The sequence below is a fragment of the Streptomyces sp. NPDC088400 genome (genome assembly GCF_044753355.1).
Classification (GTDB): Bacteria; Actinomycetota; Actinomycetes; order Streptomycetales; family Streptomycetaceae; genus Streptomyces.
In genome coordinates, this window is the sequence record NZ_JBIVMZ010000014.1 from 216,585 (window position 1) to 241,061 (window position 24,477).

19 protein-coding genes are annotated in these 24,477 nt (G+C 70.8%); 14 read left to right on the forward strand and 5 right to left on the reverse strand.

The window, feature by feature from the left end:
• Positions 1 to 91 precede the first annotated feature (91 nt).
• Entirely contained in the window at positions 92 to 1,078 is a 987-nt protein-coding gene (locus ACIQD6_RS29915; protein ID WP_401888336.1) for a DNA-3-methyladenine glycosylase family protein, read from the forward strand.
• Between the two features lie 16 nt (positions 1,079 to 1,094).
• Here the strand turns inward: ACIQD6_RS29915 and ACIQD6_RS29920 are convergent, their stop codons facing one another.
• Genes ACIQD6_RS29920 through ACIQD6_RS29930 form a run of 3 tightly spaced genes read right to left on the reverse strand, consistent with a single transcriptional unit; the run spans position 1,095 to position 3,872 of the window.
• Positions 1,095 to 2,405, reverse strand: coding sequence for a coenzyme F420-0:L-glutamate ligase (locus ACIQD6_RS29920; RefSeq protein WP_401888338.1), 1,311 nt, complete (start codon positions 2,403 to 2,405; stop codon positions 1,095 to 1,097).
• Positions 2,402 to 3,358, reverse strand: a complete 957-nt coding sequence (gene cofD / locus ACIQD6_RS29925; protein ID WP_401888341.1) for a 2-phospho-L-lactate transferase — start codon at positions 3,356 to 3,358, stop codon at positions 2,402 to 2,404. Before cofD ends, ACIQD6_RS29920 begins: the two co-directional genes overlap by 4 nt.
• 13 nt (positions 3,359 to 3,371) lie before the next feature.
• Positions 3,372 to 3,872 carry a cysteine dioxygenase gene (locus ACIQD6_RS29930; RefSeq protein WP_401888344.1) on the reverse strand — a complete coding sequence of 167 codons (501 nt, stop codon included), beginning with the start codon at positions 3,870 to 3,872 and terminating at the stop codon, positions 3,372 to 3,374.
• 777 nt (positions 3,873 to 4,649) lie between these two features.
• Here ACIQD6_RS29930 and ACIQD6_RS29935 point away from each other — a divergent pair.
• The 3 genes from ACIQD6_RS29935 to ACIQD6_RS29945 all read left to right on the forward strand — a co-directional run bounded on the left by ACIQD6_RS29935 (position 4,650) and on the right by ACIQD6_RS29945 (position 10,778).
• Positions 4,650 to 4,913: a WhiB family transcriptional regulator gene (locus ACIQD6_RS29935; RefSeq protein ID WP_014046372.1), complete on the forward strand. Its 264-nt coding sequence runs from the start codon at positions 4,650 to 4,652 to the stop codon at positions 4,911 to 4,913.
• 430 nt (positions 4,914 to 5,343) lie between these two features.
• Positions 5,344 to 9,225 carry a glycosyltransferase gene (locus tag ACIQD6_RS29940; protein WP_401888346.1) on the forward strand — a complete coding sequence of 1,294 codons (3,882 nt, stop codon included), beginning with the start codon at positions 5,344 to 5,346 and terminating at the stop codon, positions 9,223 to 9,225.
• Positions 9,222 to 10,778 (forward strand): DUF5719 family protein, encoded by a 1,557-nt coding sequence (locus ACIQD6_RS29945; RefSeq protein WP_401888349.1) that lies wholly within the window; start codon positions 9,222 to 9,224, stop codon positions 10,776 to 10,778. The genes ACIQD6_RS29940 and ACIQD6_RS29945 overlap by 4 nt, the downstream gene beginning before the upstream one ends.
• Positions 10,779 to 10,876: 98 nt before the next feature.
• Here the strand turns inward: ACIQD6_RS29945 and ACIQD6_RS29950 are convergent, their stop codons facing one another.
• Positions 10,877 to 11,305 (reverse strand): metallopeptidase family protein, encoded by a 429-nt coding sequence (locus ACIQD6_RS29950; RefSeq protein WP_401888422.1) that lies wholly within the window; start codon positions 11,303 to 11,305, stop codon positions 10,877 to 10,879.
• Between the two features lie 274 nt (positions 11,306 to 11,579).
• On the opposite strand from ACIQD6_RS29950, the gene ACIQD6_RS29955 reads away from it, so the two are divergent.
• From ACIQD6_RS29955 to ACIQD6_RS29995, 9 genes are all read left to right on the forward strand, one after another.
• Positions 11,580 to 12,005, forward strand: a complete 426-nt coding sequence (locus tag ACIQD6_RS29955; RefSeq protein ID WP_401888352.1) for a DUF3499 domain-containing protein — start codon at positions 11,580 to 11,582, stop codon at positions 12,003 to 12,005.
• Between the two features lie 206 nt (positions 12,006 to 12,211).
• Positions 12,212 to 13,828, forward strand: coding sequence for an L-lactate permease (locus ACIQD6_RS29960; RefSeq protein WP_401888355.1), 1,617 nt, complete (start codon positions 12,212 to 12,214; stop codon positions 13,826 to 13,828).
• 117 nt (positions 13,829 to 13,945) lie between these two features.
• Positions 13,946 to 15,304: a phosphomannomutase/phosphoglucomutase gene (locus ACIQD6_RS29965; RefSeq protein ID WP_401888358.1), complete on the forward strand. Its 1,359-nt coding sequence runs from the start codon at positions 13,946 to 13,948 to the stop codon at positions 15,302 to 15,304.
• A 476-nt stretch (positions 15,305 to 15,780) separates the two neighbouring features.
• Positions 15,781 to 15,963 (forward strand): Trm112 family protein, encoded by a 183-nt coding sequence (locus ACIQD6_RS29970; protein WP_401888360.1) that lies wholly within the window; start codon positions 15,781 to 15,783, stop codon positions 15,961 to 15,963.
• A gap of 95 nt (positions 15,964 to 16,058) precedes the next feature.
• Entirely contained in the window at positions 16,059 to 17,198 is a 1,140-nt protein-coding gene (locus ACIQD6_RS29975; protein ID WP_401888363.1) for an SIS domain-containing protein, read from the forward strand.
• 112 nt (positions 17,199 to 17,310) lie between these two features.
• The gene (manA, locus tag ACIQD6_RS29980; protein WP_401888365.1) at positions 17,311 to 18,474 is read left to right on the forward strand and encodes a mannose-6-phosphate isomerase, class I; all 1,164 of its coding nucleotides are present in this window, start codon (positions 17,311 to 17,313) and stop codon (positions 18,472 to 18,474) included.
• 88 nt (positions 18,475 to 18,562) lie between these two features.
• Positions 18,563 to 19,540 carry a cation diffusion facilitator family transporter gene (locus tag ACIQD6_RS29985; protein WP_401888368.1) on the forward strand — a complete coding sequence of 326 codons (978 nt, stop codon included), beginning with the start codon at positions 18,563 to 18,565 and terminating at the stop codon, positions 19,538 to 19,540.
• A gap of 300 nt (positions 19,541 to 19,840) precedes the next feature.
• Positions 19,841 to 21,298, forward strand: a complete 1,458-nt coding sequence (gene ahcY, locus ACIQD6_RS29990) for an adenosylhomocysteinase (RefSeq protein WP_401888371.1) — start codon at positions 19,841 to 19,843, stop codon at positions 21,296 to 21,298.
• 127 nt (positions 21,299 to 21,425) lie between these two features.
• A complete protein-coding gene (locus ACIQD6_RS29995; RefSeq protein WP_401888373.1) occupies positions 21,426 to 22,040 on the forward strand; it encodes a hypothetical protein in 615 nt (204 codons plus the stop codon).
• A 12-nt stretch (positions 22,041 to 22,052) separates the two neighbouring features.
• Here ACIQD6_RS29995 and ACIQD6_RS30000 read toward each other — a convergent pair whose 3' ends face one another.
• On the reverse strand, positions 22,053 to 23,015 hold the full coding sequence (locus ACIQD6_RS30000) for an RDD family protein (RefSeq protein ID WP_401888376.1): 963 nt from the start codon (positions 23,013 to 23,015) through the stop codon (positions 22,053 to 22,055).
• A gap of 119 nt (positions 23,016 to 23,134) precedes the next feature.
• Between ACIQD6_RS30000 and ACIQD6_RS30005 the strand changes: the two genes are divergently transcribed.
• Complete coding sequence (locus ACIQD6_RS30005; protein ID WP_401888378.1) at positions 23,135 to 24,142, forward strand: stage II sporulation protein M; 1,008 nt, start codon at positions 23,135 to 23,137, stop codon at positions 24,140 to 24,142.
• The last annotated feature ends 335 nt before the right edge of the window (positions 24,143 to 24,477 follow it).

Sequence of the window (24,477 nt, forward strand, 5' to 3'; positions counted from 1 at the left end):
GACGCCCCCGGGCCCGCCCTCTGGGCGGACGACGCTACTTCGGACTTACTCATCTAGCCTCGGGGGTGACCCCGACCCTGAGGACCCACCCGTGGCAGGCCGCTTCGCCCCTCGTCCCCGTACCGCGCCCGGCGCGCTCCGCGCCGAGCCACGGTCCGCCGATGCCACCCGGCGGTGGACGCCTCCTCCTGGTCCGTACGACCTCGGCCTCGTGCTCGGTCCGCTCCGGCGGGGTCCGGGTGATCCGACGTTCCGGGCGCTCCCGAACGGCTCGGTCTGGCGCACCGCCCGGACGCCCGACGGGCCCGGGACGCTCCGGGTCGTCGCGCGCGGTGGCGCTGTGGAGGCCGAGGCGTGGGGCGCCGGTGCCGGATGGATGCTGGAGCAGCTGCCCGAGCTGCTCGGCGCGGCGGACGATCCCGACGCCTTCGTCCCGCGTCACCGGCTGCTCGTCATGGCCCAGCGCCGCCGTCCCGGCCTGCGGCTGTGCCGTACCGGGCTGGTGCTGGAGTCGCTGATTCCGTCCGTCCTGGAGCAGAAGGTCACCACCGTCGAGGCGTACCGCGCCTGGCGCCTGCTGGTGCGCACGTACGGTGAACCGGCCCCCGGTCCCGCCCTGGGCAGCGGTGAGCAGATGTACGTGATGCCCGACGCGCGGACCTGGGCGCTCATCCCCTCCTGGGAGTGGCACAAGGCGGGCGTGGACGCCAAGCGCTCCTCGACGATCCTGCGTGCCGTCCGCGTGGCCCGCCGGATGGAGGAGGCCGCAGCGATGGAGCCGGAGCAGGCCGTCGCGCGGCTGGAGCTGATTCCGGGCATCGGTCCCTGGACGTCCGCCGAGGTCGTCCAGCGTTCGAACGGTGCCCCCGACGCCGTCACCGTCGGCGACCTGCACCTCCCCGGCATCGTCGGCCACGCGCTCGCGGGCGACCGGGACGCGGACGACGCGGCGATGCTGGAACTCCTCGCCCCGTACGAGGGCCAGCGCCACCGCGCCACCCGGCTGATCCTGCTCAGCGGCCACACCCCGGCCCGCCGCGCGCCCCGCATGGCGATCCGGAACATCGCCGCGCTGTAGGACCCGCCGGACAGGCTCAGCGGACCTCGATGAACGCCTCCGGCTCCCGCCCGGGCCGGTCCTTCGGCGGGGCCGCCGCGTGGCCCACCGCCACCGCGCCCATCGGGTCCCAGTTCTCCGGCAGGTCCAGGGCTTCCCGTACGACGTCCCGGCAGAACATCGTCGAGGAGACCCACGCCGAGCCGAGCCGCTCGCCCGCCAGGGCCACCAGGAAGTTCTGGACGCCCGCGCCCGTGGCGACCACGAACATCTCGCGCTCCGCGCCGTCGCGCCGGGCGTCTCCGTAGGTGTGCGCGCCGTCCGTCACCAGGCACGGCACGACCAGATACGGCGCCTTGCGCAGGATGTCCCCGCGCCGGACGCGCCGGGCGACGGACTCCTCGGACTTGCCGTCGCGGCGCAGGTCCGCGACCCAGGCGTCGCGCATGGCGTCGAGGAGCCGCAGCCGGGACCCGGCCGACTCCAGGAGGACGAAGCGCCACGGAGTCGTGTGATGCGGCGCCGGGGCCGTGATCGCCGCCGCGACCGCGCGGCGGACCGCGCCCGGGTCGACGGGCTCGTCCGTGAACTCCCGGACCGTACGCCGCTGGGTGACCGCTTCCCGTACCGCCTCGGACGTGCCGAGCCGGAACATGTCGTCCGCGGCGATCCGCACCAGGGCCCGAGCGTCCTCGCCGTCCGTGGCAGGGTCGGCGGCTTCGGCGACGAGATGCGGCAGACCACTGACCACCGCCACCGGCAGCCCCTCGGTCTTGCCCTTCACCAGGTCTCCCGCGGAGGCCAGCTCATCGGCGGTGGCGGTGACGGTCGCGCTCAGCGGATTGCCGTGGGCGTCCGTCCCGCCGCGCAGATCGTCCAGGACCCGCACCCCCGCGGCCCCGATCGCGACATCCATGAGGCCGTTGCGCCAGGGCCGCCCGAAGGTGTCCGTGACGATCACGCCCACATTCACCCCGAGCGTGTCCCGCAGCCCGGTCCGGATCGCCCGCGCCGAGGCGTCGGAGTCGTCCGGCAGCAACAGCACTGTGCCGGGTGCGGTGTTGGAGGCGTCCACCCCGGCCGCCGCCATCACCAGACCCTGCCGGTTCTCGACGATACGGAGCGGACCGCGCCGCGCGACGACCCGTACCGTCTCGGCGTCGATCGCCGCCTCGCGATCGGTGGCCTCGACGATCCGGCCCTCGGCCTTGGAGACGATCTTCGAGGTGATGAGCAGGATGTCCCCGTCGGCCAGCCCCGCCCCGGCGGCCGCGATCAGCTTCGTGAGGTCGTCACCGGGTCTGATCTCGGGCAGTCCGGGCAGAGCGCGTACGCGGTACGACGTCATGCCCGTACCTCCTCGGCCAGGGTCAGGGCCTCACGGGCCATCGTGGCGGTGGCGTCCAGGTCCGTCATCATCAGCGGGATCGCCCGGCTGCGGATCCCCGCCTCCTCGATACCGGGCACCGCCGCCTCGTCCACGGTGTCGACGAGCCAGCCGTCGAGCAGTCCGGAACCGTAGTGCAGGGCGACCGCCGCGGCCGTCGACTCGACGCCGATCGCGGCGAGCACCTTGTCGGCCATCCCGCGCACCGGCGCGTCACCGACGATGGGGGAGAGGCCGACGACCGGCACGCCCGCGTCGGCGATGGCCTCCCGGATGCCGGGGACGGCCAGGATCGTGCCGATGCTGACCACGGGGTTGGACGGCGGGAAGAGAATGACGTCGGCGGCGGCGATGGCCTCCAGCACACCCGGCGCCGGCTTGGCCTGCTCGGCGCCGACCGGGACGATCGCCTGGGCTTCCACGGACGCCCGCATCTTCACCCAGTACTCCTGGAAGTGCACGGCCTTGCGCTCGCCGTCCGCGTCGACCGCCACATGGGTCTCGACGCGGTCGTCGGACATCGGCAGCAGCCGGACCCCCGGCTTCCAGCGGGCGCAGAGCGCCTCCGTGACGGCGCTGAGCGGATAGCCCGCGCCGAGCATCTGTGTACGGACGATATGGGTGGCGAAGTCCCGGTCGCCGAGCCCGAACCACTCGGGTCCCACGCCGTAGGCCGCGAGCTCCGCCTTGACCAGGAACGTCTCGTCCGTACGCCCCCAGCCCCGCTCTTCATCGATGCCACCGCCCAGGGTGTACATCACCGTGTCGAGGTCGGGACAGACCTTCAGCCCGAACAGATGGATGTCGTCACCGGTGTTGCCGATCACCGTGACGTCCGCGTCGGGCGCGGCCTGCTTGAGGCCACGGAGGAAGCGGGCGCCGCCGATACCGCCGGCCAGAACCACAATGCGCATACGGCACATCATTTCAGGCCGGTACGACATCCTGGGAGGTCGGGGCGCAACGGGCCGAATGCATCGGCATCTCGGTCAGGCCGGGGTAGTAGATGTGCAGGCTCACGGCGGGTTCGATCGCGTCGTTGACGACTTCGTGGACGTAGCCGGGCGCGAAGACCCGCTGTGCGCCCGGTACGAGAGCGCGGCTTCCGCTCTCCGAACGTTCCGTCAGTTCCCCTTCGAGCACGGTCAGTACGCCCGAGGACCGGCCGTGGTCGTGTGGTTCGCTGCCCTGGCCGGGCACCCAGGAGAGCAGCCACACCTCGTAGCCGGGGCCGGTGCGCAGCCGGTGGTACCAGCGGCTGGTGGCGTCGTACTGGACGAGCGGCTCCCACTGCGCGCGGTCGGCGGCGAGAGAGCGGGCGAGCCCGGCGAACTCGGCCACGGTGACCGGGTGCTCCCGGGCGGGCTGGAGAAGGTGCTGGACCTCGAGCAGGTCGCCGGCGATCTGAAGGTCGTTGTCGCTGTTCATGGGTGCGGTGGTTCCTCGGCAGATAAGGAAGTGCGGGATGTCGCGGAACGTGGCGCCCGGGGGCGCGGGGAACGCGACGGCCGCGCGAACACAGGGAGCGCGGGGAGCGCGAAGGGTGCGGATCAGCGGGTGATCGCTTCGACCGGAGTCATCGGCGTCGTCGGAGCTACCGGAGTGGCCGGGACGCCCGGGACGGTGGACGGTCGAAGGGAGCGGCTGGAGCCCGGAGGCGTCAACAGCTGGAACAGCAACAGCGGGCCTGGACAGCACTGCGGAATCCACGGACGTGGGTCGCGGTCTGCGCGGGGTTCGCTGGCATGCCACCAAAGGTGACGAATTCGGTCCCCGCTGTCAACTTGATGCCCGAAATGGCGGTAATGTTTCACCTCATCCGGTTACCTCCCCCGGAGGGAGGTTTGCTCGCCCCTGCTCGTGGAGACATGGGGCAGCGACCGCGCTCGCAAACGCTGTCGCGCCCTCGTGATCGGACTGTGATCCCGATCGCTTCCATGGTCGGACGTGCAACAGGGCCGGATCTCGTGGCGTCTCTCTTGTCGAGGGGAGGGCGGATGTGGGCAGGCCAGTGGCATGTGTCAGGTTTTTGGTGATTTGAACACTTTCTGCATAGCCTTGGTTCCGCAGAGTGAATACCGGGGCCAATAGCAGATCTCGGCTTGACCGGCCCAGAGCACACACTTGTAATTTCACTCGTGTCGTTCGGCCGAAATCGGCAGCGGCCACCATCACGGGGACGCCAAAGACAGACGAGGGGCGCACATGACCGAGCTGTTCCAGCAACTGCTGGTCGAGGACGCGGACGAGGAACTCGGCTGGCAGGAGCGCGCCTTGTGCGCCCAGACCGATCCCGAGTCCTTCTTCCCGGAGAAGGGCGGTTCCACCCGCGAGGCCAAGAAGGTCTGCCTCGCCTGTGAGGTCCGCTCCGAATGCCTTGAATATGCCCTTGCCAATGACGAGAGATTCGGGATCTGGGGCGGACTGTCCGAACGTGAACGACGTCGGCTGAAGAAAGCCGCTATCTGACAGTGATCTGACGGCGATCTGACACCGATCTGACCAAGACCTGGCCGAAGTCGGACGGTGGACCTGCGGAGTCCGGCGGAAGTCGGGCAGCAGTCCGACGGAAGTCCGGTGGAGGCCGACGGAGTCCGGCGGAAGCCCGGCAGCCGATCGGTCAGGGATACCGCGGCGGTCCGGCCGCCGGCGGTCCAACCGTCTTCCGGCCACCCTCCGGCCGATGAACGCCGGGGCCACCGGGGCCACCGGGCCCGATGATCAGCCACCGGGCCCGATGATTAATCGTCACAACCTCGTACCTAATGAACGGTCCGCCGCCCGCACCTTCCCCGCGGGCGGCGGACCGTCCTGCTGCCAGCCGTTAGTGTGGGGCCCCGTCCGAGACGCTCCAACGCCCCTTCGGGGCGACCCCCCGGCCGGAGGGCCCGTTACCTCAATGTCCCCCACCACCGCCGCGTTCGTTCCCGCCACCGCCCCCGAGTTTCCGCGTCACGTAGTGACCGCGGTGCTCGTCTCCCACGACGGTGCGCGTTGGCTTCCCGACGCCCTCGCCGGGCTGCTGGGCCAGGAACGACCCGTACAGAACGTCATGGCAGCCGACACCGGCAGCGCCGACGAATCCGCCCGGCTGCTCACCGAGGCACTCGGTGACGAACGCGTCCTGCATCTCGCGCGCCGCTCCGGCTTCGGTACGGCCGTCGACGAGGCGGTCAGCACCGCCGGGGTGCTCACCCCCGACGATCTGCCGTATCTGAAGCGGCCCAGCGGCTGGGACCCGGTGACGCGGACCTGGCGCGACGAGACGTACGACATGCCGGAACTGCCGCACGGCGAACCGGTGCAGTGGCTGTGGCTCCTCCACGACGACTGCGCGCCCGCCCCCGACGCCCTCGCCGAACTGCTGCGCGTCGCCGACTCGGACGAGTACGCGGCCATCGTCGGCCCCAAGCTGCGCGGCTGGTACGACCGCAAGCAGCTGCTCGAAGTCGGCGTCTCCATCGCCAACAGCGGCCGCCGCTGGACCGGGCTCGACCGGCGCGAACAGGACCAGGGCCAGCACGACCAGGTCCGTACCGTCCTCTCCGTCTCCAGCGCCGGCATGCTCATCAGGCGCGATGTCTGGGAAGAACTCGGCGGGTTCGACCGCCGACTGCCGCTGATGCGCGACGACGTCGACCTGTGCTGGCGCGCGCACGCCGCGGGCCACCGGGTCCTCGTCGCCCCCGACGCCGTCCTGCGGCACGCCGAGGCCGCCGCGCGCGAGCGCCGTACGGTCGACTGCGCGGGCCGCTCCGTCGTCAACCCGCACCGCGTCGACAAGGCCGGCGCCGTCTACACCATGCTCGTCAACGCACGGGCCGCCGTCCTCCCTTACGTACTGCTCCGTCTCGTCGTCGGAACCCTGCTGCGCACACTCGCCTATCTGGTGGGCAAGGCGCCGGGCCAGGCCGTCGACGAAGTCATGGGACTCTTCGGCACCCTGCTGCGGCCGGGCCGGATCCTCGCCGCCCGCAAACAGCGCGGCAAAGGCGTGGTCGAGGCGGCCGAACTGCGCCCCCTGTTCCCGCCGTCCGGCGCGACGGTCCGGGCCACGGCCGAGCAGATCGCCGCGAGCCTCGGCTCCGACTCGGACTCCGACTCGGGCGGTTCACGGCACGGCGCCGTCGAATCGGGACCCGGCGGCGACGACGCCGACTTCCTGGAGATCGAACAGTTCGCCCGGCTGAAGAAGCTCGTGCACAAGCCGGGGCCCGTACTCTTCGCGATCCTGCTGGTCGTCTCGCTCATCGCCTGCCGCGGCCTGCTCGGCGGCGGCGCGCTCGTGGGCGGGGCGCTGCTGCCCGCGCCCGCCGACGTCTCCGACCTCTGGTCCCGGTACGCGGACGGCTGGCATCCCGTCGGCACGGGCAACGTCGAGACCGCGCCCCCCTATCTCGCCGTACTCGCCGCGCTCTCCGCGCTGTTCCTCGGCTCCACCGGCTTCGCGCTGACCCTGCTGCTCGTCTGCTCGGTACCACTGGCCGGAGTCGCCGCGTACTTCGCCTCGCGGCCCCTGGTCCAGTCCCGGCTGCTGCGCGCCTGGGCGAGCGTCGCGTACGCCTTCCTGCCCGCCGCGGCCGGCGCGCTGGCGACCGGGCGGCTGGGCACGGCCGTCCTGGCCGTCCTGCTGCCGCTGATCGCCCGCGCGGCCGTCGCCGCGTACGGGATGCGCGGCGGCGCGAGCGGCGAGGTCCGCGGCAGCTGGCGCGCCACCTGGGCGTACACCTTCCTGCTGACCTTCGCGATGGCCTTCACGCCCGTCGTGTGGCCGATGGCGGTGCTGCTCGGTCTCGGCGCCCTGGTGCTGCGTCGTCGCGACCTCGGCGGGTACGGACCGCGTGTCCTGGCCGCGCTCGGCACGCCGGTCCTCCTGCTGGCGCCCTGGTCGCTCTCGCTGCTGACCGACCCCGCCGCGTTCTTCCACGAGGCGGGCCTGCGCTTCGGTACGGGGTCCGCCTCCGCGCTCGACCTGCTCGGCATCAGCCCCGGCGGGCCCAAGGCCGTCGGCGGTGTCCTGCTGATCGGGATCGTGCTGGCCGCGCTGGCGGCGCTGCTGCGCGGCGAGCGGCAGTTCTCGATCCGTACGGCCTGGATCGTCGCGTTCGTCGCGCTGGTCTTCGCCGTCCTGTCCAACAACTCCGGCTGGGCCGGCCCCGCCACCCTCGTCTACGGACTCGCGCTGATCGCGGCCGCCGTACTCGGCGCCGACGGCGCCCGGACACGCGTCGCCGGCGAGAGCTTCGGCTGGCGTCAGCCCGTCGCCGTCCTCATCGCCGCCGCGGCGCTCGCCGGCCCGCTGCTGGCCGCCCTCGGCTGGATGATCAGCGGAGCGGCCGGCCCGCTGGAGCGCCGGGACCCGGTACAGGTCCCCGCGTTCGTCGCGGAGGAGAGCATCACCCGCGACCAGCCGCGCACGCTGGTCCTCGGCGGCGCGTCCCCCGCCGAGGTCTCGTACTCCCTGGTACGCGGCTCGGGCGGCCGGCTCGGTGACGCCGAGCTGGCCGCGGCGAGCGGCGGCGACCAGCGGCTCGACAAGGTCGTCGCCAATCTGGTGGCGGGATCCGGCGCCGATCAGACCGACCAGCTCAGCGGGTTCGCGATCCGCTATGTGCTCGTACGGGACGGAGCACCGCGGCAGACGAGCCGCGTCCTCGACGCCACCCCGGGGCTGACCCGGCTGAGCCAGCTGGACGGCAGCGCGCTGTGGCGCGTGGACCGGCAGATCTCGCGGGCCGTCATCGTCGACGGGAAGGGGAAGGGCGAGCCGCTGGCCGTCGCCTCCTCGCCGGTCGAGGCGCACACGACGATTCCGGCGGGCGCCTCCGGGCGGGTGCTGCGGATCGCGGACCGGGCCGCCGACGGCTGGCAGGCCACGCTGGACGGGGAGGCGCTGCCGAAGAAGACCGTCGACGGCTGGGCCCAGGGCTTCGAACTGCCCGCCGAGGGCGGCCGGCTGGACCTCACGTACGAGGACCCGGTCACGCACACCGCGTGGATCTGGGCGCAGGGCCTGCTCGCCGTCGTACTGCTGGTGCTCGCCCTGCCGGGGCGCCGCCGGGAGATCGACGACGACCTGCCCGAGGAGGACGTGGAGATGCCCGCGCAGGCGGTGGAGGGCGAAGGCCGCCGGGCGCGCAGGCTGCGGGCGGCGGCGGAGAACGAGGCTCCGGGACTGGAGCCCGGTGCCGAGGCGGTGGCGGGTGCCATGCCCGAGCCGCCCGCCCCGCAGGCGCCCGGGGTGCCCGATCCGTACGGCCGGCAGGTCCAGGAGGGGCAGCCGGTCCAGGAGGGTCAGCTCGACCAGCAGCCCGGTCAACAGCCCGGCCGACAGGGCGAGCAGCAGGAGCAGCCGTACGCGTCGGTGCCTCAGCAGCCGGCGTACGGGGAGTGGGACAGCCAGGCGTACGCGGGCGCGGGATATCCGCAGGCCCCCTACGCGAACGAGCAGTACCAGGGCGGGCAGTACGGCGAGGGGCAGCAGTTCGCCGAAGGGGCCTACCCCGAAGGCCAGTACGCGGAGGGCGGGCCCCAGCAGCCGTATCAGCAGTTCCCGGACGGGCAGTACCCGGCGAACGGTCAGTACCAGCAAGGCCAGTATCCGGAAGGGCAGTTCCCGGAAGGCCAGTATCCCGAAGGTCAGTACCCGGACGGCTCGTACCAGCAGGAGGGGCAGTACGACCCGGCGCAGTACGACCCGTACGGCTACGGACAGCGGCCCTACGCCGACGGTCCCGACAACGAACCGCGTCAGCGCCCCGACGGGAGCAGCAACCAGTGAACCGTACGACTCTCTCCCTCATCGCGGCCGCCACCGCCCTCGCCGCCGTCACCGGATTCGCCTCGCTGAGCGCGCCGGACGGCGAGGGCCCCGCGACCGCCCAGGCGCCGGCGCGGCTGCCCGTGGAGCGCAGCAGTCTGCTCTGCCCGGCGCCGAGCGTGTCGGACATCGCGGAGACGACGTACACCTCCTTCACGCCGGCGGGGACGGCCGGTGGTGACGCGGGATCGGCCGAACTGAAGTCGTCCACCGTCGCGTTGGCCGACACGGACCCGGCGGACGACAAGAAGAAGGACGAAGCGAAGGACGGCGAGAAGAACGACGACGCGAAGAAGGACACCGCGTCGGACAAGCCGTTCATCACGCTGAAGGAGCCCGGCAAGCCCGTCTCCGCCGATGAGAGCGGCTCCGAGTCCCCGGCCCTTGTCGGCACCGCCACCGGCCGGTTCGCACCCGGCTGGACCGCCCAGCAGACCACCAGCGTCAGCGTGGGAGGCGCGCGCGGGCTGCTCGGCATGACCTGCACCGCGCCCGACACCAGCTTCTGGTTCCCGGGGGCGAGCACCGACAAGACGCGGCAGGACTACGTCCATCTCACCAACCCCGACGACACCGCGGCCGTCGCCGACATCGAGCTGTACGGGAAGGACGGCGCCCTCAAGTCGGAGGCGGGGGAGGGCATTCCGGTGCCCGCCCGGTCCAGCGTCCCCGTGCTTCTCTCCACCCTGACCAGCGAGAACGCCGAGAACGCGACGGTCCATGTCAGCACCCGTACCGGCCGGGTCGGCGCCGCGGTACGCGCCGCCGACGACGGGACCGGCAGCGACTGGCTCTCCTCCGCCGCCGATCCCGCGGGCAGTCTGGTGCTGCCCGGAATCCCGGCGGACGCGACCGACGTACGGCTGGTGGCGTTCGCGCCCGGCGCCGACGACGCCGACCTGAAGGTGCAACTGGCGGGCCCCGACAGCACGATCGCCCCGGCCGGCGGCGACACGCTGCACGTCAAGTCGAAGATGACCGCGGCACTCGACCTGAAGGACGTCACCAAGGGGGAGGCGGGTTCGCTGGTGCTCACTCCGGCCCAGAGCGGGCGCGCGACGCCGATCGTCGCGGCGCTGCGTGTGGTCCGGGGCAAGGGCGCCGAGAAGGAGGTCGCGTTCATCCCGGCGACCGGCCCGGTCTCGTCGCGGGCGAGTGTGGCCGACAACCGCGCCAAGGGCTCGACGCTCTCCCTGACCGCGCCCGGCGCGACCGCGAAGGTCAAGGTCACGGCCTCGGCCGGGAGCGGCGGGGGTGAGCCGGCGGAGAAGACGTACACGGTCAAGGGCGGCACGACCCTGGCCGTCACCCCGCCGGTACCGGCCGGGCTGAAGGGCTCGTACGCGCTGACGGTCGAGCCGGAATCAGGCGGTCCGGTCCACGCGGCGCGCATGCTCGCGCTCCCGGAGGACGGCATCCCGATGTTCACGGTGCAGACGCTGCCGGACGACCGGGGGATGGTGTCCGTACCGAAGGCCGAGGAGGATCTGTCGATCCTGGACGGCCGGGGCTGAACTCCCGTTGCCCTGCTGATCTCCGAATGCTCCGAAGGCCGGACCGGGCTCGCCCGGTCCGGCCTTCACCGTAACCGGGACCACTGACACCTTCGCCGTCAGTCCTGGCCGTACCGGGGATCGACGGACTCGGGCGACAGCCCCAGCAGCTCCGCGACCTGCTCGACCACGACCTCGTGCACCAGCAGGGCGCGGTCGTCGCGGTTCTTGGTACGGATCTCGACGGGCCGCCGGTAGACGATGATCCGCGCGGGCTGCTCCTTGCCCGCGGGGACCGAGCTGCCGAGCGGCACGGTGTCCTCCTCGGGACTGGGCACATCCATGATCAGGAAATCGACGTCGGCGAGTTGTGGCCAACGTCGCTCCAGCCGGTCCACGGAGTCCCGTACAAGATCACGGAAGGAGTCCGAGCGGCTGGTCGAGAGCGGAACCTGGGGCGGGGCGACGGGCCCGCGCATACCGCGGCCGTGGCGGTCGCGGCGGCGCGGCCGGGGCTCGATCGGGCGGGGCGGTACAGGACTGTCCATCACTGACGCAGGGTAGCCCTCTCCGGGACACACCGATCGTGGCCGCCGCCCCCGCCGACGGCATGTCGCAAAATGAGCATTCCGGCCAAGCTTGGGCTCGTTTCCATACGTCCACACGATCACTACTCTTGCCTTCATTGACGGGATTTGCCCCAAGTGGTGACTCTGTCACGGGCTGTCGTCGGCTCGTCACTTCTCCTGCCGTGCAGGTCAGGCCAGTTGCTTCCAGCCATGTCGGGCCCGGCGTCGCGCCGCGACACGGGGGAGTGAGCTGGTGGTGAGTCGTCGCGGCCCGCTCAAGAGTGCGGTACCGTCCAACATCGTGAGCCCTGTACGTCGCTGTTCGCGCACCGCGTGCGGCCGCCCTGCTGTCGCGACACTGACGTACGTCTATGCCGACTCGACCGCGGTCCTCGGCCCGCTCGCCACCTACGCCGAGCCTCACTGCTACGACCTGTGTGCGGAACACAGCGAGCGGCTGACCGCTCCACGCGGCTGGGAGGTCGTCCGCCTGACGGACGGTTCGGCCCCGGCCCGCCCGAGCGGTGATGATCTGGAGGCCCTGGCCAACGCCGTACGAGAAGCCGCCCGCCCCCAGGAGCGTGCCGTCGAAGGCGGCGGCAAGGGCGCGCGGGGGGCGGATCCGGTGGAGGTCGGGCGCCGCGGGCATCTGCGGGTACTGCGCTCCCCCGACAGCTGACCCGACGACTGACCGGGTCTCCGCGTTCCTGAGTGATCTCCAACTCTCCGTCGCCTTCCCGAACCTTTCCTCGGCGACCTTTCCTCGGCCCCAGGTTTTCCGGTACGGATCCTGCGTGACGCATTGACCTCCGCTTGGCGCGGACACGACGATTTCCTCCACTCGTGAGAGATCAGTTTCCGTATCGCGGAATCCGGAGGTCTGTCGTGTTCGTACAGCAACTGGAACCTGTCGCCGACTCGCTCGCTCTCTCCGCCCTCGTCGCCGCGCTGCCGCTGGCCACCGTGCTGATCCTGCTCGGTGCCGTCCGTATGAAGGCTCACCGCGCGGGACTCATCGGCCTCGCCGTCGCGGTGCTGGTCGGCTGGCTCACCTTCGGTATGCCTCTGGGGCAGACCCTCTCGGCAGGTGCGCAGGGCGTGCTCTTCGGGCTCTTCCCCATCATGTGGATCGTCGTCAACGCCCTCTGGGTGTACCGGATGACGGTCCGTACCCACCACTTCGACATCCTGCGGCGCTCCTTCGGACGCCTCTCCGACGATCCCCGTATCCAGGCGCTCGTCATCGCCTTCTGCTTCGGCGCGCTGCTGGAGGCGCTCGCCGGTTTCGGGGCGCCGGTCGCCATCTGCTCGGTGATGCTCGTGGCACTCGGCTTCGACCCGGTCAAGGCCGCCGTCGTATCGCTCGTCGCCAACACCGCGCCGGTGGCCTTCGGCGCGATGGGTACGCCGGTCGTGACGCTTGCCCAGGTGACCGGACTGCCGCTGGACACGGTCGCCTCCGTCGTCGGCCGGCAGACACCGCTGCTCGCGCTCGTCGTACCGCTGGTCCTGGTCGGGCTCGTCGACGGCCGGCGCGGGCTGCGCGAGACCTGGATGCCCGCGCTCGCGTGCGGAGTCGCCTTCGCGGCCGCGCAGTTCGCCGCCTCCAACTATCTTTCCGCCCAACTCGCCGACATCGGCGCCGCACTGGCGGGAGCGGCCGCGCTGGTCGCGGTCCCCTCGGCCCGTAGGCCCGCCGAGGAGCGGGTGCGCGCGGCGGTGCTCACCGGCGTACGGAGCGAGGACCTGGACCACGACGACCCGCGGCCCGAAGTGCTGCGCGCCTACGCCCCGTACGCCCTGATCGTGGTCATCTTCTCCCTCGCCCAGATCCCGCCGGTCAAGGAACTGCTCGCGAAGGCGACGCGCGTCTTCGACTGGCCGTTCCTCAACGCCGCGGACGCGGAAGGGAATCCGGTCGGCGCCAATGTCTTCTCCCTGCCACTCGTCGCGACCGGCGGCACACTTGTCCTGCTCGCCGGCCTGGTCACCGCCGTGGTGCTCGGCGTACGGGCGGGCGACGCGGCCCGGGAGTGGGCGGCGACCGTGTACGAACTGCGGTACGCGATCCTCACCGTCACCTCGGTACTGGCGCTCGCGTACGTCATGAACCTGTCCGGACAGGCGGCCACCATCGGCCACTTCGTCGCGGCGGCGGGCGCGGGACTCGCCTTCCTCTCACCGATCCTCGGGTGGTTCGGTGTCGCGGTCTCGGGCTCGGACACCTCGGCCAACGCCCTCTTCGGCGCGCTCCAGGTGACGGCCGCCGGCGAATCCGGCCTCTCGCCGGAACTACTGGCCGCGGCGAACAGCTCCGGGGGAGTGCTGGGCAAGATGATCTCGCCGCAGAACCTGACGATCGCGTGCGCGGCGGTCGGGCTGGCGGGCAAGGAGGGAGACCTGCTGCGCAAGGTACTGCCGTGGAGCCTGGGGCTGTTGCTGGTGATGTGCCTGATCGTGGTGGGGCAGAGCACGGTGGTGCTGGGCTGGATGCTCCCCTGACGTCCGTAACGGTGAGCTGATACCCGTACGGGTAGTTTGAAGTGATCGCGGTCCGCCTCGCCGCACCGCGATCACCCTCAACGAACCGCCGTGACAGGAACTTCTGGAGGATTGTCCGTGGCTGATGTGTCACAGATCGTGAAGGCGTACGACGTGCGCGGGGTGTACCCCGATCAGCTGGACGACCGGCTCGCGGAGCTGTTCGGCGCCGCCTTCGTCGAGGTCACCGGCGCCGACGCGATCGTCATCGGCCACGACATGCGGCCCTCCTCGCCCGGCCTGGCGTCCACCTTCGCCCGGGGCGCGGTCTCACGCGGCGCGAACGCCACGATCATCGGACTGTGCTCCACCGACCAGCTGTACTACGCCTCGGGGAACATGAACGTACCCGGCGCGATGTTCACCGCCTCGCACAACCCGGCCCGGTACAACGGCATCAAGATGTGCCGGGCGGGCGCGGCTCCGGTGGGCCGGGACACGGGCCTCGCCGAGATCCGCGCGCTCGTCGAGGGCTGGCTCGACGCGGGTGCGCCCCTCTCGGTGACCAAGCCGGGAACGCTCGCGCAGCGTGACACGTTGAACGACTACGCCGCGCATCTTCTGTCCCTGGTCGACGTTTCAGCGATCCGCCCGCTGAAGGTCGTCGTGGACGCGGGCAACGGCATGGGCGGGCACACGGTCCCGACGGTGCTCGCCGACCTGCCGCTGGACGTCGTGCCGATGTACTTCGAGCTGGACGGCACGTTCCCGAACCACGAGGCCAACCCGCTCGACCCGAAGAACATCGTCGACCTCCAGGCCCGCGTCCTGGCCGAGGGCGCCGACCTGGGCCTTGCCTTCGACGGCGACGCCGACCGCTGTTTCGTCGTCGACGAGCGGGGCGAGGGCGTCCCCCCGTCCGCGATCACCGCGCTGGTCGCGGCGCGCGAACTCGCCAAGCACCCGGGCGGCACGGTCATCCACAACCTGATCACGTCCTGGTCGGTCCCCGAAGTCGTCAAGGAACACGGCGGCACCCCGGTGCGCACCCGGGTCGGCCACTCCTTCATCAAGCAGGAAATGGCCCGTACGGGAGCGGTCTTCGGCGGCGAGCACTCCGCGCACTACTACTTCCGCGACTTCTGGAACGCGGACACGGGCATGCTGGCCGCGCTCCACGTCCTGGCGGCCCTGGGCGGCCAGGACGGCCCCCTGTCCGAGCTGGTCGCCTCGTACGACCGCTACGCGGGCTCCGGCGAGATCAACTCCACGGTCGACGACCAGACGGCCCGTACGGCCCTGGTCCGCGAGACCTTCGCGACCCGCGACGGTGTCACGCTCGACGAACTCGACGGGCTGACGGTGACGGCGGCGGACTGGTGGTTCAACCTCCGGCCGTCCAACACGGAGCCGCTGCTGCGGCTGAATGTGGAGGCGCGGGACGAGGAGACGATGAGGAGGATCAGGGACGAGGCGCTGTCGCTGATCCGGGGATAGCGGTCGCCGTCGGGCGGGGGTGCCCGCCCCGGCGCGCTGGGGTGGTCTGTGGCGGGCGGTGAAGGGGGTCGCGCAGGGGTCGTGTCCGGAACGTAAAGCGTGATTTGTGGCGCACACCGGCCATCAGCCGAAGAGCGAGCCGCAGGCGCCGTAAATCATGCAGTGCAGGACATGACCCCGGAGCGGCCACCGGCAACAACCCGCACGGAACCACCCACCGCCACTGGACCACGCCCCGCCGGACGGCACACCGCGGCCACCGGCAACAACCCGCACGGAACCACCCACCGCCACTGGACCACGCCCCGCCGGACGGCACACCGCGGCACCCGGCAACAACCCGCACCCGAACCACCCACGGGCACCACAACGCACCCCCGCCCCCGCCCGGCCCCCGCCGGACGGCGCACCGTCGGGAGGCGACCGGCGGTACCCTGGCGTGGCCCGATCCGTCCGTTCGAAGGGACACCATCCACATGCCGCTCGAAGCCGGTCTCCTGGAGATCCTCGCCTGCCCGGCCTGCCGCGCGCCGCTGAGCGACCGTACGGCAGCCGAGACCCCCGAGCTGATCTGCAGCGGCGCGGACTGCGGCCTGGCTTACCCGGTGCGGGACGACATCCCGGTGCTCCTCGTCGACGAGGCCCGCCGCCCCGCCTAAGCGCCCGCGCCCGCCCACGCCCCCGCGTAAGCACTCGCCCCGCTCAAGCGCCACCGCAGCGCCGTCACAGCGCTGGTGATCGGAGGACCGTCCACATGCTCGACGAGTCGCTGCTCGACGCTCCCGACGCGCTGGCCCGCGCCGACCACCTCGGTCTGCTGCGCGGCGCCGCCGAGGCCGGAGCCCGGGTGCGTACGGCCCTGCGGCACACCGCGGAGGCCGGTATCGGCCGGCTCGCCCCCGAGGGACGGCCGCGCGCCGTACTGATCGCGGGTTCCGGCGCCGCCGCGACCAGTGTCGCCGACCTGATCGGCGCCCTGGCCGGGGCAGCCGCGCCCGTCACCCGGCTCCGCCCGACCGGCGTCGCCCCCGCCGCCGGGGCGCTGCGCTGGGCGCTGCCCGGCTGGGCCGGCCCCGTGGACCTGCTGCTGATCGCCACGACCGAGGGCAGCGAACCGGGCCTCGCGCTCCTCGCCGAGCAGGCGTACCGACGTGGCTGCACGGTCGTCGCCGTCGCGCCCGGGCGGTCGCCGCTGAGCGAGGCGGTCGACGGTACGCACGGCCTGATCGTCCCGATGGCGATGACGCCGAGCGAGCAGTACGAGGAGGAGCGGACCCAGGTGGCGGGCCCCGGCGCGCTGTGGGCGCTGCTCGTCCCGCTGCTCGCTCTCCTGGACCGCGTCGGCCTTCTCACCGCGCCGACCGAGACGCTTCAGCTGGTCGCCGACCGGTTGGACAGCACCGCCGAGCGTTGCGGCCCGGCCATCGCGACGTACAGCAACCCGGCCAAGACCCTCGCCGCCGAGCTCGCGGACAGTCTCCCGCTGATCTGGACGGAGGGTACGGCCGCGGCCCCGGCCGGGCGCCGGTTCGCCGCCGTACTGGCCGAACTGACCGGCCGCCCCGCCCTCGCCGCCGAACTCCCCGAGGCGATCCCGGCGCATGGCGCGCTGCTTGCCGGCGACTTCGCGGGCGGCGTCGGAACCGAGGACTTCTTCCGTGACCGGGTCGAGGAGAGCCAGGCGCTGAGGGCTCGCGTCGTCCTGCTCCGGGACCGCCCGGTCGGCGGACTCACCGCGGCCCCCGCCGCCCGTGAACTCGCGCTCGGCCACGACACGGCCATCAGCGAGCTGGAGCCGGAGGACGGCAGCGAGCTCGAGGCTCTCGCCGAGCTGATCGCCGTCACCGACTTCGCCACGGTCTACCTGGCCCTCGCCGGGAACGCCCCCGCGTAAGGGCGCTGCCGCCCTCACCACACCTTCACCCGCACAACACCTCCACGCCCACAACACCCGCGTCGCCACAGCACGCCGCCGTCACGTCACTCCGTACGAGGAATCTCACGCCATGGACCGCCTTCTCAATACCGTGCGCCCCTACGCCTGGGGCTCCACGACAGCCATCCCGGAGCTCCTCGGCACCGAGCCCACGGGCGAGCCCCAGGCCGAAATGTGGTTGGGCGCCCATCCGGGGGCGCCGTCCCGCCTCGACCGGGGTGCCGGCGAGCAGGCGCTCTCCGCCGTCATCGAGGCCGGTCCCGAGGCGGAACTCGGCGCGGACACGGTCCGGAAGTTCGGCCCCCGCCTGCCGTTCCTCCTGAAGCTCCTCGCCGCCGGTTCGCCGCTCTCCCTCCAGGTCCATCCCAACCTGGCCCAGGCGCGGGAGGGTTACGCGGACGAGGAACGCCAGGGCGTCCCGATCGACGCTCCGCACCGTAACTACAAAGACGCGAACCACAAGCCCGAACTCATCTGCGCGCTCACCCCCTTCGACGGACTGTGCGGCTTCCGCGCCCCGGACGAGGCCGCCGAGCTGCTCGCGCGGCTGGAGGTCGACTCCCTCAAGCCGTACGTCGATCTCCTCCACGCCCATCCGGAAGAGGCCGCGCTGCGCGAGGTCCTGACCGCGGTCCTCGCCGCGGATCCGGTCGATATGGCGGTCACCGTCGCCGAGGCCGAAGCGGCGGCGAACCGGCTCGGCGCCGACTACGCGCCGTACGTGTCGATCGCGCACCACTACCCCGGCGACCCGGGCGTCATCGCCGCGATGCTGCTCAACTACGTACAACTCCAGCCCGGCGAGGCGCTCTTCCTCGGCGCCGGCGTTCCGCACGCGTACCTCAACGGCCTCGGCGTCGAGATCATGGCCAACTCGGACAACGTCCTGCGCTGCGGCCTCACGCCCAAGCATGTGGACGTCCCCGAACTGCTCCGGATCGTCCGGTTCGAAGCGACCGAACCGGGAATCCTGCGTCCCGAGGCGTCGCCGTCGGGCGAGGAGCTGTACGACACCCCCATCGACGAATTCCGGCTGTCCCGCTACTCCCTCGCACCGGGCGCCGCACCGCGCGACCTCACGGCCGCCACACCTCAGATCCTGCTCTGCACGGACGGCTCCCCCCGGGCGAACGGCCTCGGCCTCACTCCCGGGGGCTCGGTCTTCGTCCCGGCGGGCGAGAAGGCCGAACTGTCCGGTACCGGAACCGTTTTCCGCGCGACAGTGGTGGCCTGATAAACCGGCCGTACGGTCAGCTGCAACAATGTCCCGCCGTACCGCGGCGCCAGGGCCGCAGAACCAATGAAGGGACTTTCACGCACCCATGAGCGCGTCAGGCGGAACCAAGGCGATCGTGGCGGCGCTCGGCGCCAATCTCGCGATCGCAGTAGCCAAGTTCGTGGCGTTCCTCTTCAGTGGTTCGTCGTCGATGCTCGCGGAGAGCGTGCACTCCCTCGCCGACTCCGGCAACCAGGGGCTGCTGCTGCTCGGCGGCAAGAAGGCACAGCGCGAGGCCACCCCGCAGCACCCCTTCGGCTACGGCCGTGAACGCTATATCTACGCCTTCCTCGTCTCCATCGTGCTGTTCTCGGTCGGTGGCATGTTCGCCGTCTACGAGGGCTACGAGAAGATCAAGCACCCGCACGAGATCGAAGCCTGGTACTGGCCGGTCGGTGTCCTCGTCTTCGCGATCATCGCGGAGTCCATCTCCTTCCGTACGGCCATCAAGGAGTCCAACGCCACACGCGGCTCTCTCTCCTGGAAGGACTTCATTCGCCGGGCCAAGGCCCCCGAACTCCCCGTCGTCCTCCTGGAGGACCTCGGCGCGCTGGTCGGTCTGGTCCTCGCTCTCGCCGGAGTCGGCCTCGCCCTGGGTACCGGCAACGGCATCTGGGACGGCATCGGCACGCTCTGCATCGGCATCCTCCTCATCGTGATCGCGGTGGTTCTGGCGGCCGAGACGAAGTCCCTGCTCCTCGGCGAGGCCGCGGGCACGGAAGACGTCGAGAAGATCAAGGCCGCGCTCGTCGACGGCGACGTGGTGACCGGCATCATCCACATGCGTACGCTCCACCTCGGCCCGGAGGAGTTGCTGGTCGCCGCGAAGATCGCGGTCGAGCACGACGACACCGCCACCGAGGTCGCCCACGCGATCAACGCCGCCGAGGCCCGGATCCGCGAGGCGGTCCCGATCGCCCGGGTGATCTACCTGGAGCCGGACATCTACAGCGAGTCGGCGGCCGCGACGGGCACGAACCCCGCCAAGCACCCCGGCGAGCCGACCCCCGACCCCGCCCACTGAGAAGCCCGGAGAACTGACCGGAGAACTGACCGGAGACGGGAAGCGGAGGTGGCTCGAACCTCCGCTTCCCGTAATCCGTTCCCGGAACGACTTGTCGGCCGCCGCATCGATCGGTGTAGATTCGTGACCAGAGCCAGACGTCGCTGCTGATGGCGGTCGGGCGGGCCGCTCGCGCGGACCGACCGAGGGAGAGAGGGCCACCGACGGACTGCGCCGCGAGTGCCCGGGCATTCGTATGCCCGCCGCCGCAGAGCCAGCCGACGTACCCACCTCGACCCGATTCACGAGGAGCAGCTCGTTATGACGACTGTCGCCAACCGACAGGACTTCAAGGTCGCCGACCTCTCGCTCGCCGAGTTCGGCCGCAAGGAGATCAACCTCGCCGAGCACGAGATGCCCGGCCTGATGTCGATCCGCAAGGAATACGCCGACGCGCAGCCGCTGGCCGGCGCCCGTATCACCGGCTCGCTGCACATGACGGTGCAGACCGCGGTCCTCATCGAGACCCTGACGGCTCTCGGTGCCGATGTCCGCTGGGCGTCCTGCAACATCTTCTCCACCCAGGACCACGCGGCCGCCGCCATCGCCGTCGGCCCGAAGGGCACCCCGGACAGCCCCCAGGGCATCCCGGTCTTCGCCTGGAAGGGCGAGACGCTGGAGGAGTACTGGTGGTGCACGGAGCAGGCCCTGACGTGGCCGAACACGCCCACCGGCGGCCCGAACATGATCCTGGACGACGGTGGTGACGCCACCCTCCTGGTTCACAAGGGCGTCGAGTTCGAGAAGGCCGGCGCGGCCCCCGACCCGGCCACCGCGGACAGCGAGGAGTACAGCTACATCCTCCAGCTCCTGAACCGCACCCTCTCCGAGAACCCGCAGAAGTGGACCCGCCTGGCGTCCGAGATCCGCGGAGTCACCGAAGAGACCACCACCGGTGTCCACCGCCTGTACGAGATGCAGCGCGACGGCCTCCTCCTCTTCCCGGCGATCAACGTCAATGACGCCGTCACCAAGTCCAAGTTCGACAACAAGTACGGCTGCCGCCACTCCCTGATCGACGGCATCAACCGCGCCACCGACGTCCTCATCGGCGGCAAGGTCGCGGTCGTCTTCGGCTACGGCGACGTCGGCAAGGGCTGTGCGGAGTCCCTGCGCGGCCAGGGCGCCCGCGTGATCATCACCGAGATCGACCCGATCTGCGCGCTCCAGGCGGCGATGGACGGCTACCAGGTCTCCACGCTCGACGACGTCGTCGGCATCGCCGACATCTTCGTCACCACGACGGGCAACAAGGACATCATCATGGCCGCGGACATGGCCAAGATGAAGCACCAGGCGATCGTCGGCAACATCGGCCACTTCGACAACGAGATCGACATGGCCGGCCTGGCGAAGATCGACGGCATCGTCAAGGACGAGGTCAAGCCGCAGGTCCACACCTGGACGTTCCCCGACGGGAAGACGCTGATCGTCCTTTCCGAGGGCCGCCTGCTGAACCTGGGCAACGCGACCGGCCACCCGTCCTTCGTGATGTCCAACTCGTTCGCGGACCAGACCCTGGCCCAGATCGAGCTCTTCACCAAGCCGGAGGACTACCCGACCGACGTCTACGTGCTCCCCAAGCACCTGGACGAGAAGGTCGCCCGCCTCCACCTCGACGCGCTCGGTGTGAAGCTCACGACGCTCCGCCCGGAGCAGGCCTCGTACATCGGTGTCGATGTCGCGGGCCCGTACAAGCCCGACCACTACCGCTACTGATCCCACCGGGCCCACACACGGGCCCGCAGGAACAGATACCGGTTGTACGGACAGGCCCCCGCACCCCCGTGTCGGGGGCCTGTCCCGTGTGTCAGTCGCCGAGGACTCGAAGGACCCGGAAGACCCCATGCCCCGCGGCCGTTATTCGCTCCACGATCCGCACGATCACACCCCTCTCGGTGACGAACACTTCCACTGCGCACCCGGCCCCTCCGGCTGGCGCTATGTCTCGCAGATCACCACTCCCTCCGGCGACCACGCCGGTTCCGTCGATCTGGCCCTCGACGAACTCGGCCGCCCCATCCGCCTTCAACTCCACGCCGCCAGCTGGCAGATCCGTGGCGCCGCCATCGACGGCGTCACCTGGGTCCGTACCGACCCGACCGGCACCCATGCCACCGAAGGCAACGTCCGCGCCCATGCCTTCACCGGCACCTCCCCCGCGTTTCTCGTCGCGACCGCCCGACTCCTGCGCCTCACCCCCGAATCCCCCGCGACCCGTGTCCGCCTCGTGGCCTTCACGGATCCGGTCCTCGCCCCCCGCACTCTCGATCAGTCCTGGGCCCTGATGAACAGTGAAGCGCATGCCACTGACAACGGGCCCCTGATCGTGGACGAGTACCAGGTCAGCGCCCTGGACACCGGCGAACAGCACACGGTTCACCTGGCCGGCGACGTGGTGCTCTCAGCCCCTGGCCTCGAACTCGAAGACCTCGAAACCCCGCCCTCGGCACTGTCCTGACACGGCCACGGCTCAGGCAGGTGGAGCGAAACCTGTCGTCGGCGGTGTCTCGGCGGCCCCGCCATCCGGCGCGGGCGTGGCTGTGGTTGGGGGCACGGCGGCGACCGAGGGACCAGGAGCAGGGGGACCAGGAGCAGGGGGACCAGGAACAAGGGGAACAGGGGAAACCGGGGCAGGAACAGCTGCGGCGACAGAGGCCGCCGACTCCGTGACGGTGGAGGAGGTGGAAGAGCCGAAGGCCCGCCGTGCGTCCCGCGCCTGCCGCTCGTTCACCACGGCCGCCAAATACGCGCCCGCGGGCACCCCTTGAGGCGCCGGAGTACCTGTACGCGTCGCCAGATCGCCCGCGAGGCGCTCCGCCATCGCATGACCGACCCCGGCATCGAGCTGCCGCATACGCGTCAGGTACTGGCGTATCGCGAGCCACAAGTCGTCCGGCACGGCGGACAGGTCCAGCTCCGAGAATCGCCCCACGAGCCACGGCGGAGGCGGCGGAACCGTCGTCATGCGCGCGGCCGGGACCCTTTCCCGTACGACCAGGGTCCCCGCGAAGACATCTCCGATCCGCCGCCCTCGCGCCGACACCAGCGACGCGATACAGCCGATCACCCCGAACGACATGAGGATCTCCACGACCCCGACCGCCCCGCGCACCAGCGCGTGCCGGAACCGTATGGGCCCGCCGTCGTCCCGTACGACCCGCAGCCCGCAGGCCAGTTTGCCCAGCGAGCGCCCGTGGCTGAGAGTCTCCACCGCGATCGGACCGCCCACCAGCACCAGCAGGAACGTGGCGACGCTCAGCGCCGCGACAGCCGCCTCGTCCAGCGAACCCGCCGCCACGAGAATCAGAACCGACACCAGAAGATAGGCAGTCCAGGCCACAACGAGGTCGATGGCGAGCGCCAACGCCCGGCTGGGCAGCTTCGCCGGGCGCAGCCCCAGTACAACCGCGTCGCCCGTCACAAGCTCATTCACCGATGCCCACCCTTCGCCGCCCTTCCCTGCCCCTGGAATCCTCAGTCTGCCAAGCTGGCCCGCAACGCGCCGCAGTAGTACGGACCGTACGCACTCAGTTCCTGGAGCAGCAGCCGACCATGGATCTCGATGTCTTCGTGACAGCCCACCGCACCGAGTGGGACCGCCTGGATCATCTCCTGCGCCGCGGTCGCCGCCTCAGCGGTGCCGAGGCCGACGAACTCGTCGCCCTCTACCAACGCACGGCCACCCATCTCTCCCTGATCCAGTCCAGCGCGCCCGACCCCATGCTCACCACTCGCCTCACCCAGCTCGTGGCGCGAGCCCGCGCCACGGTCACCGGCGCCCGCCGCGCCACCTGGCGTGACGCCGCACGCTTCCTGACCGCCGGCTTTCCCGCGGCTGTCTACCGCTCCCGGCGCTGGTGGATCCCGACCGCGCTCCTCTCCGTATTTCTCGCCGCGGTCATCGGCTGGTGGATAGGCGCTCACCCCGAGGTCCAGTCCGCGATCGCCGCCCCCGACGAGCTGCGCCAGATGACCCGGCCGGGTGGCGAGTACGAGACGTACTACTCAAGCCACCCGGCGGCGTCCTTCGCGGCCCAGGTCTGGACGAACAACGCTCAGGCCGCCGCCATGTGCCTTGTCCTCGGAGCCTTCCTCTGTCTCCCGGTGATCTGGATCCTCTTCGTCAATGTCCTCAACCTCGGAGTCGGCATAGGGCTGATGTCCTCGGCCGGCCGCCTGGACACCTTCCTCGGCCTGGTCCTCCCGCACGGTCTGCTCGAGCTGACAGCGGTCTTCGTCGCGGCCGGTACGGGGCTCCGCCTCGGCTGGACACTGATCGACCCAGGTCCGTACAGCCGTCGCACAGCCATGGCCCAGCAGGGCCGCGCCGCACTGGGCATGGCCGTCGGCCTGGCCCTGGTCCTCTTTGTATCGGGCCTCATCGAAGGCTTCGTGACCCCGTCCGGCCTGCCCACATGGGCCCGTATAGCCATCGGTATCGCCGCTGAACTGATCTTCCTCGCCTACGTCTACATCCTTGGTGGTCGAGCGGCCCGCGCCGGCGAGAACGGAGACGTGGAGGCCGCCGACCGGAGCGCCGAACTCCCCGTCGCCGCCTGATGTGCGCATCGTGTCTCTGACCTGTTAGTCTCTTCTTCGCCCCACAAAGACCGTTGACACGGCCTGAGCGGGGAGGTAGATTTGAACGGTTGCCTCGAAACTAGACAAACTTCGAGCGCGGTGGTTAACATCTACGCGGCTCCCGACGGAAATTGAATTTCCGTAGAGCCCCCTCGAATCGACATCTCAGATCGCCAAGCCGACGTGATCGGCTTCGGTTTAACTCTGATAAAGTCGGATCAGCCGAAAGGCAAAAGGCCAATCCAAAGGCCACCGGAATTCTTGAGGCAGACAGTAGCGCCGAGTGAATCTGGTAGAGTCGGAACCGCTGGAAA

Bases quoted from the DNA above. Each gene is read 5' to 3' on its own strand.
- ACIQD6_RS29920 (WP_401888338.1), bottom strand. From the start codon at position 2,405: ATGACGTCGTACCGCGTACGCGCTCTGCCCGGACTGCCCGAGATCAGA.
- cofD (WP_401888341.1), bottom strand. From the start codon at position 3,358: ATGCGCATTGTGGTTCTGGCCGGCGGTATCGGCGGCGCCCGCTTCCTC.
- ACIQD6_RS29930 (WP_401888344.1), bottom strand. From the start codon at position 3,872: ATGAACAGCGACAACGACCTTCAGATCGCCGGCGACCTGCTCGAGGTC.
- ACIQD6_RS29935 (WP_014046372.1), top strand. From the start codon at position 4,650: ATGACCGAGCTGTTCCAGCAACTGCTGGTCGAGGACGCGGACGAGGAA.
- ACIQD6_RS29940 (WP_401888346.1), top strand. From the start codon at position 5,344: ATGTCCCCCACCACCGCCGCGTTCGTTCCCGCCACCGCCCCCGAGTTT.
- ACIQD6_RS29950 (WP_401888422.1), bottom strand. From the start codon at position 11,305: ATGGACAGTCCTGTACCGCCCCGCCCGATCGAGCCCCGGCCGCGCCGC.
- ACIQD6_RS29970 (WP_401888360.1), top strand. From the start codon at position 15,781: ATGCCGCTCGAAGCCGGTCTCCTGGAGATCCTCGCCTGCCCGGCCTGC.
- ACIQD6_RS29975 (WP_401888363.1), top strand. From the start codon at position 16,059: ATGCTCGACGAGTCGCTGCTCGACGCTCCCGACGCGCTGGCCCGCGCC.
- manA (WP_401888365.1), top strand. From the start codon at position 17,311: ATGGACCGCCTTCTCAATACCGTGCGCCCCTACGCCTGGGGCTCCACG.
- ACIQD6_RS29985 (WP_401888368.1), top strand. From the start codon at position 18,563: ATGAGCGCGTCAGGCGGAACCAAGGCGATCGTGGCGGCGCTCGGCGCC.
- ahcY (WP_401888371.1), top strand. From the start codon at position 19,841: ATGACGACTGTCGCCAACCGACAGGACTTCAAGGTCGCCGACCTCTCG.
- ACIQD6_RS29995 (WP_401888373.1), top strand. From the start codon at position 21,426: ATGCCCCGCGGCCGTTATTCGCTCCACGATCCGCACGATCACACCCCT.
- ACIQD6_RS30005 (WP_401888378.1), top strand. From the start codon at position 23,135: ATGGATCTCGATGTCTTCGTGACAGCCCACCGCACCGAGTGGGACCGC.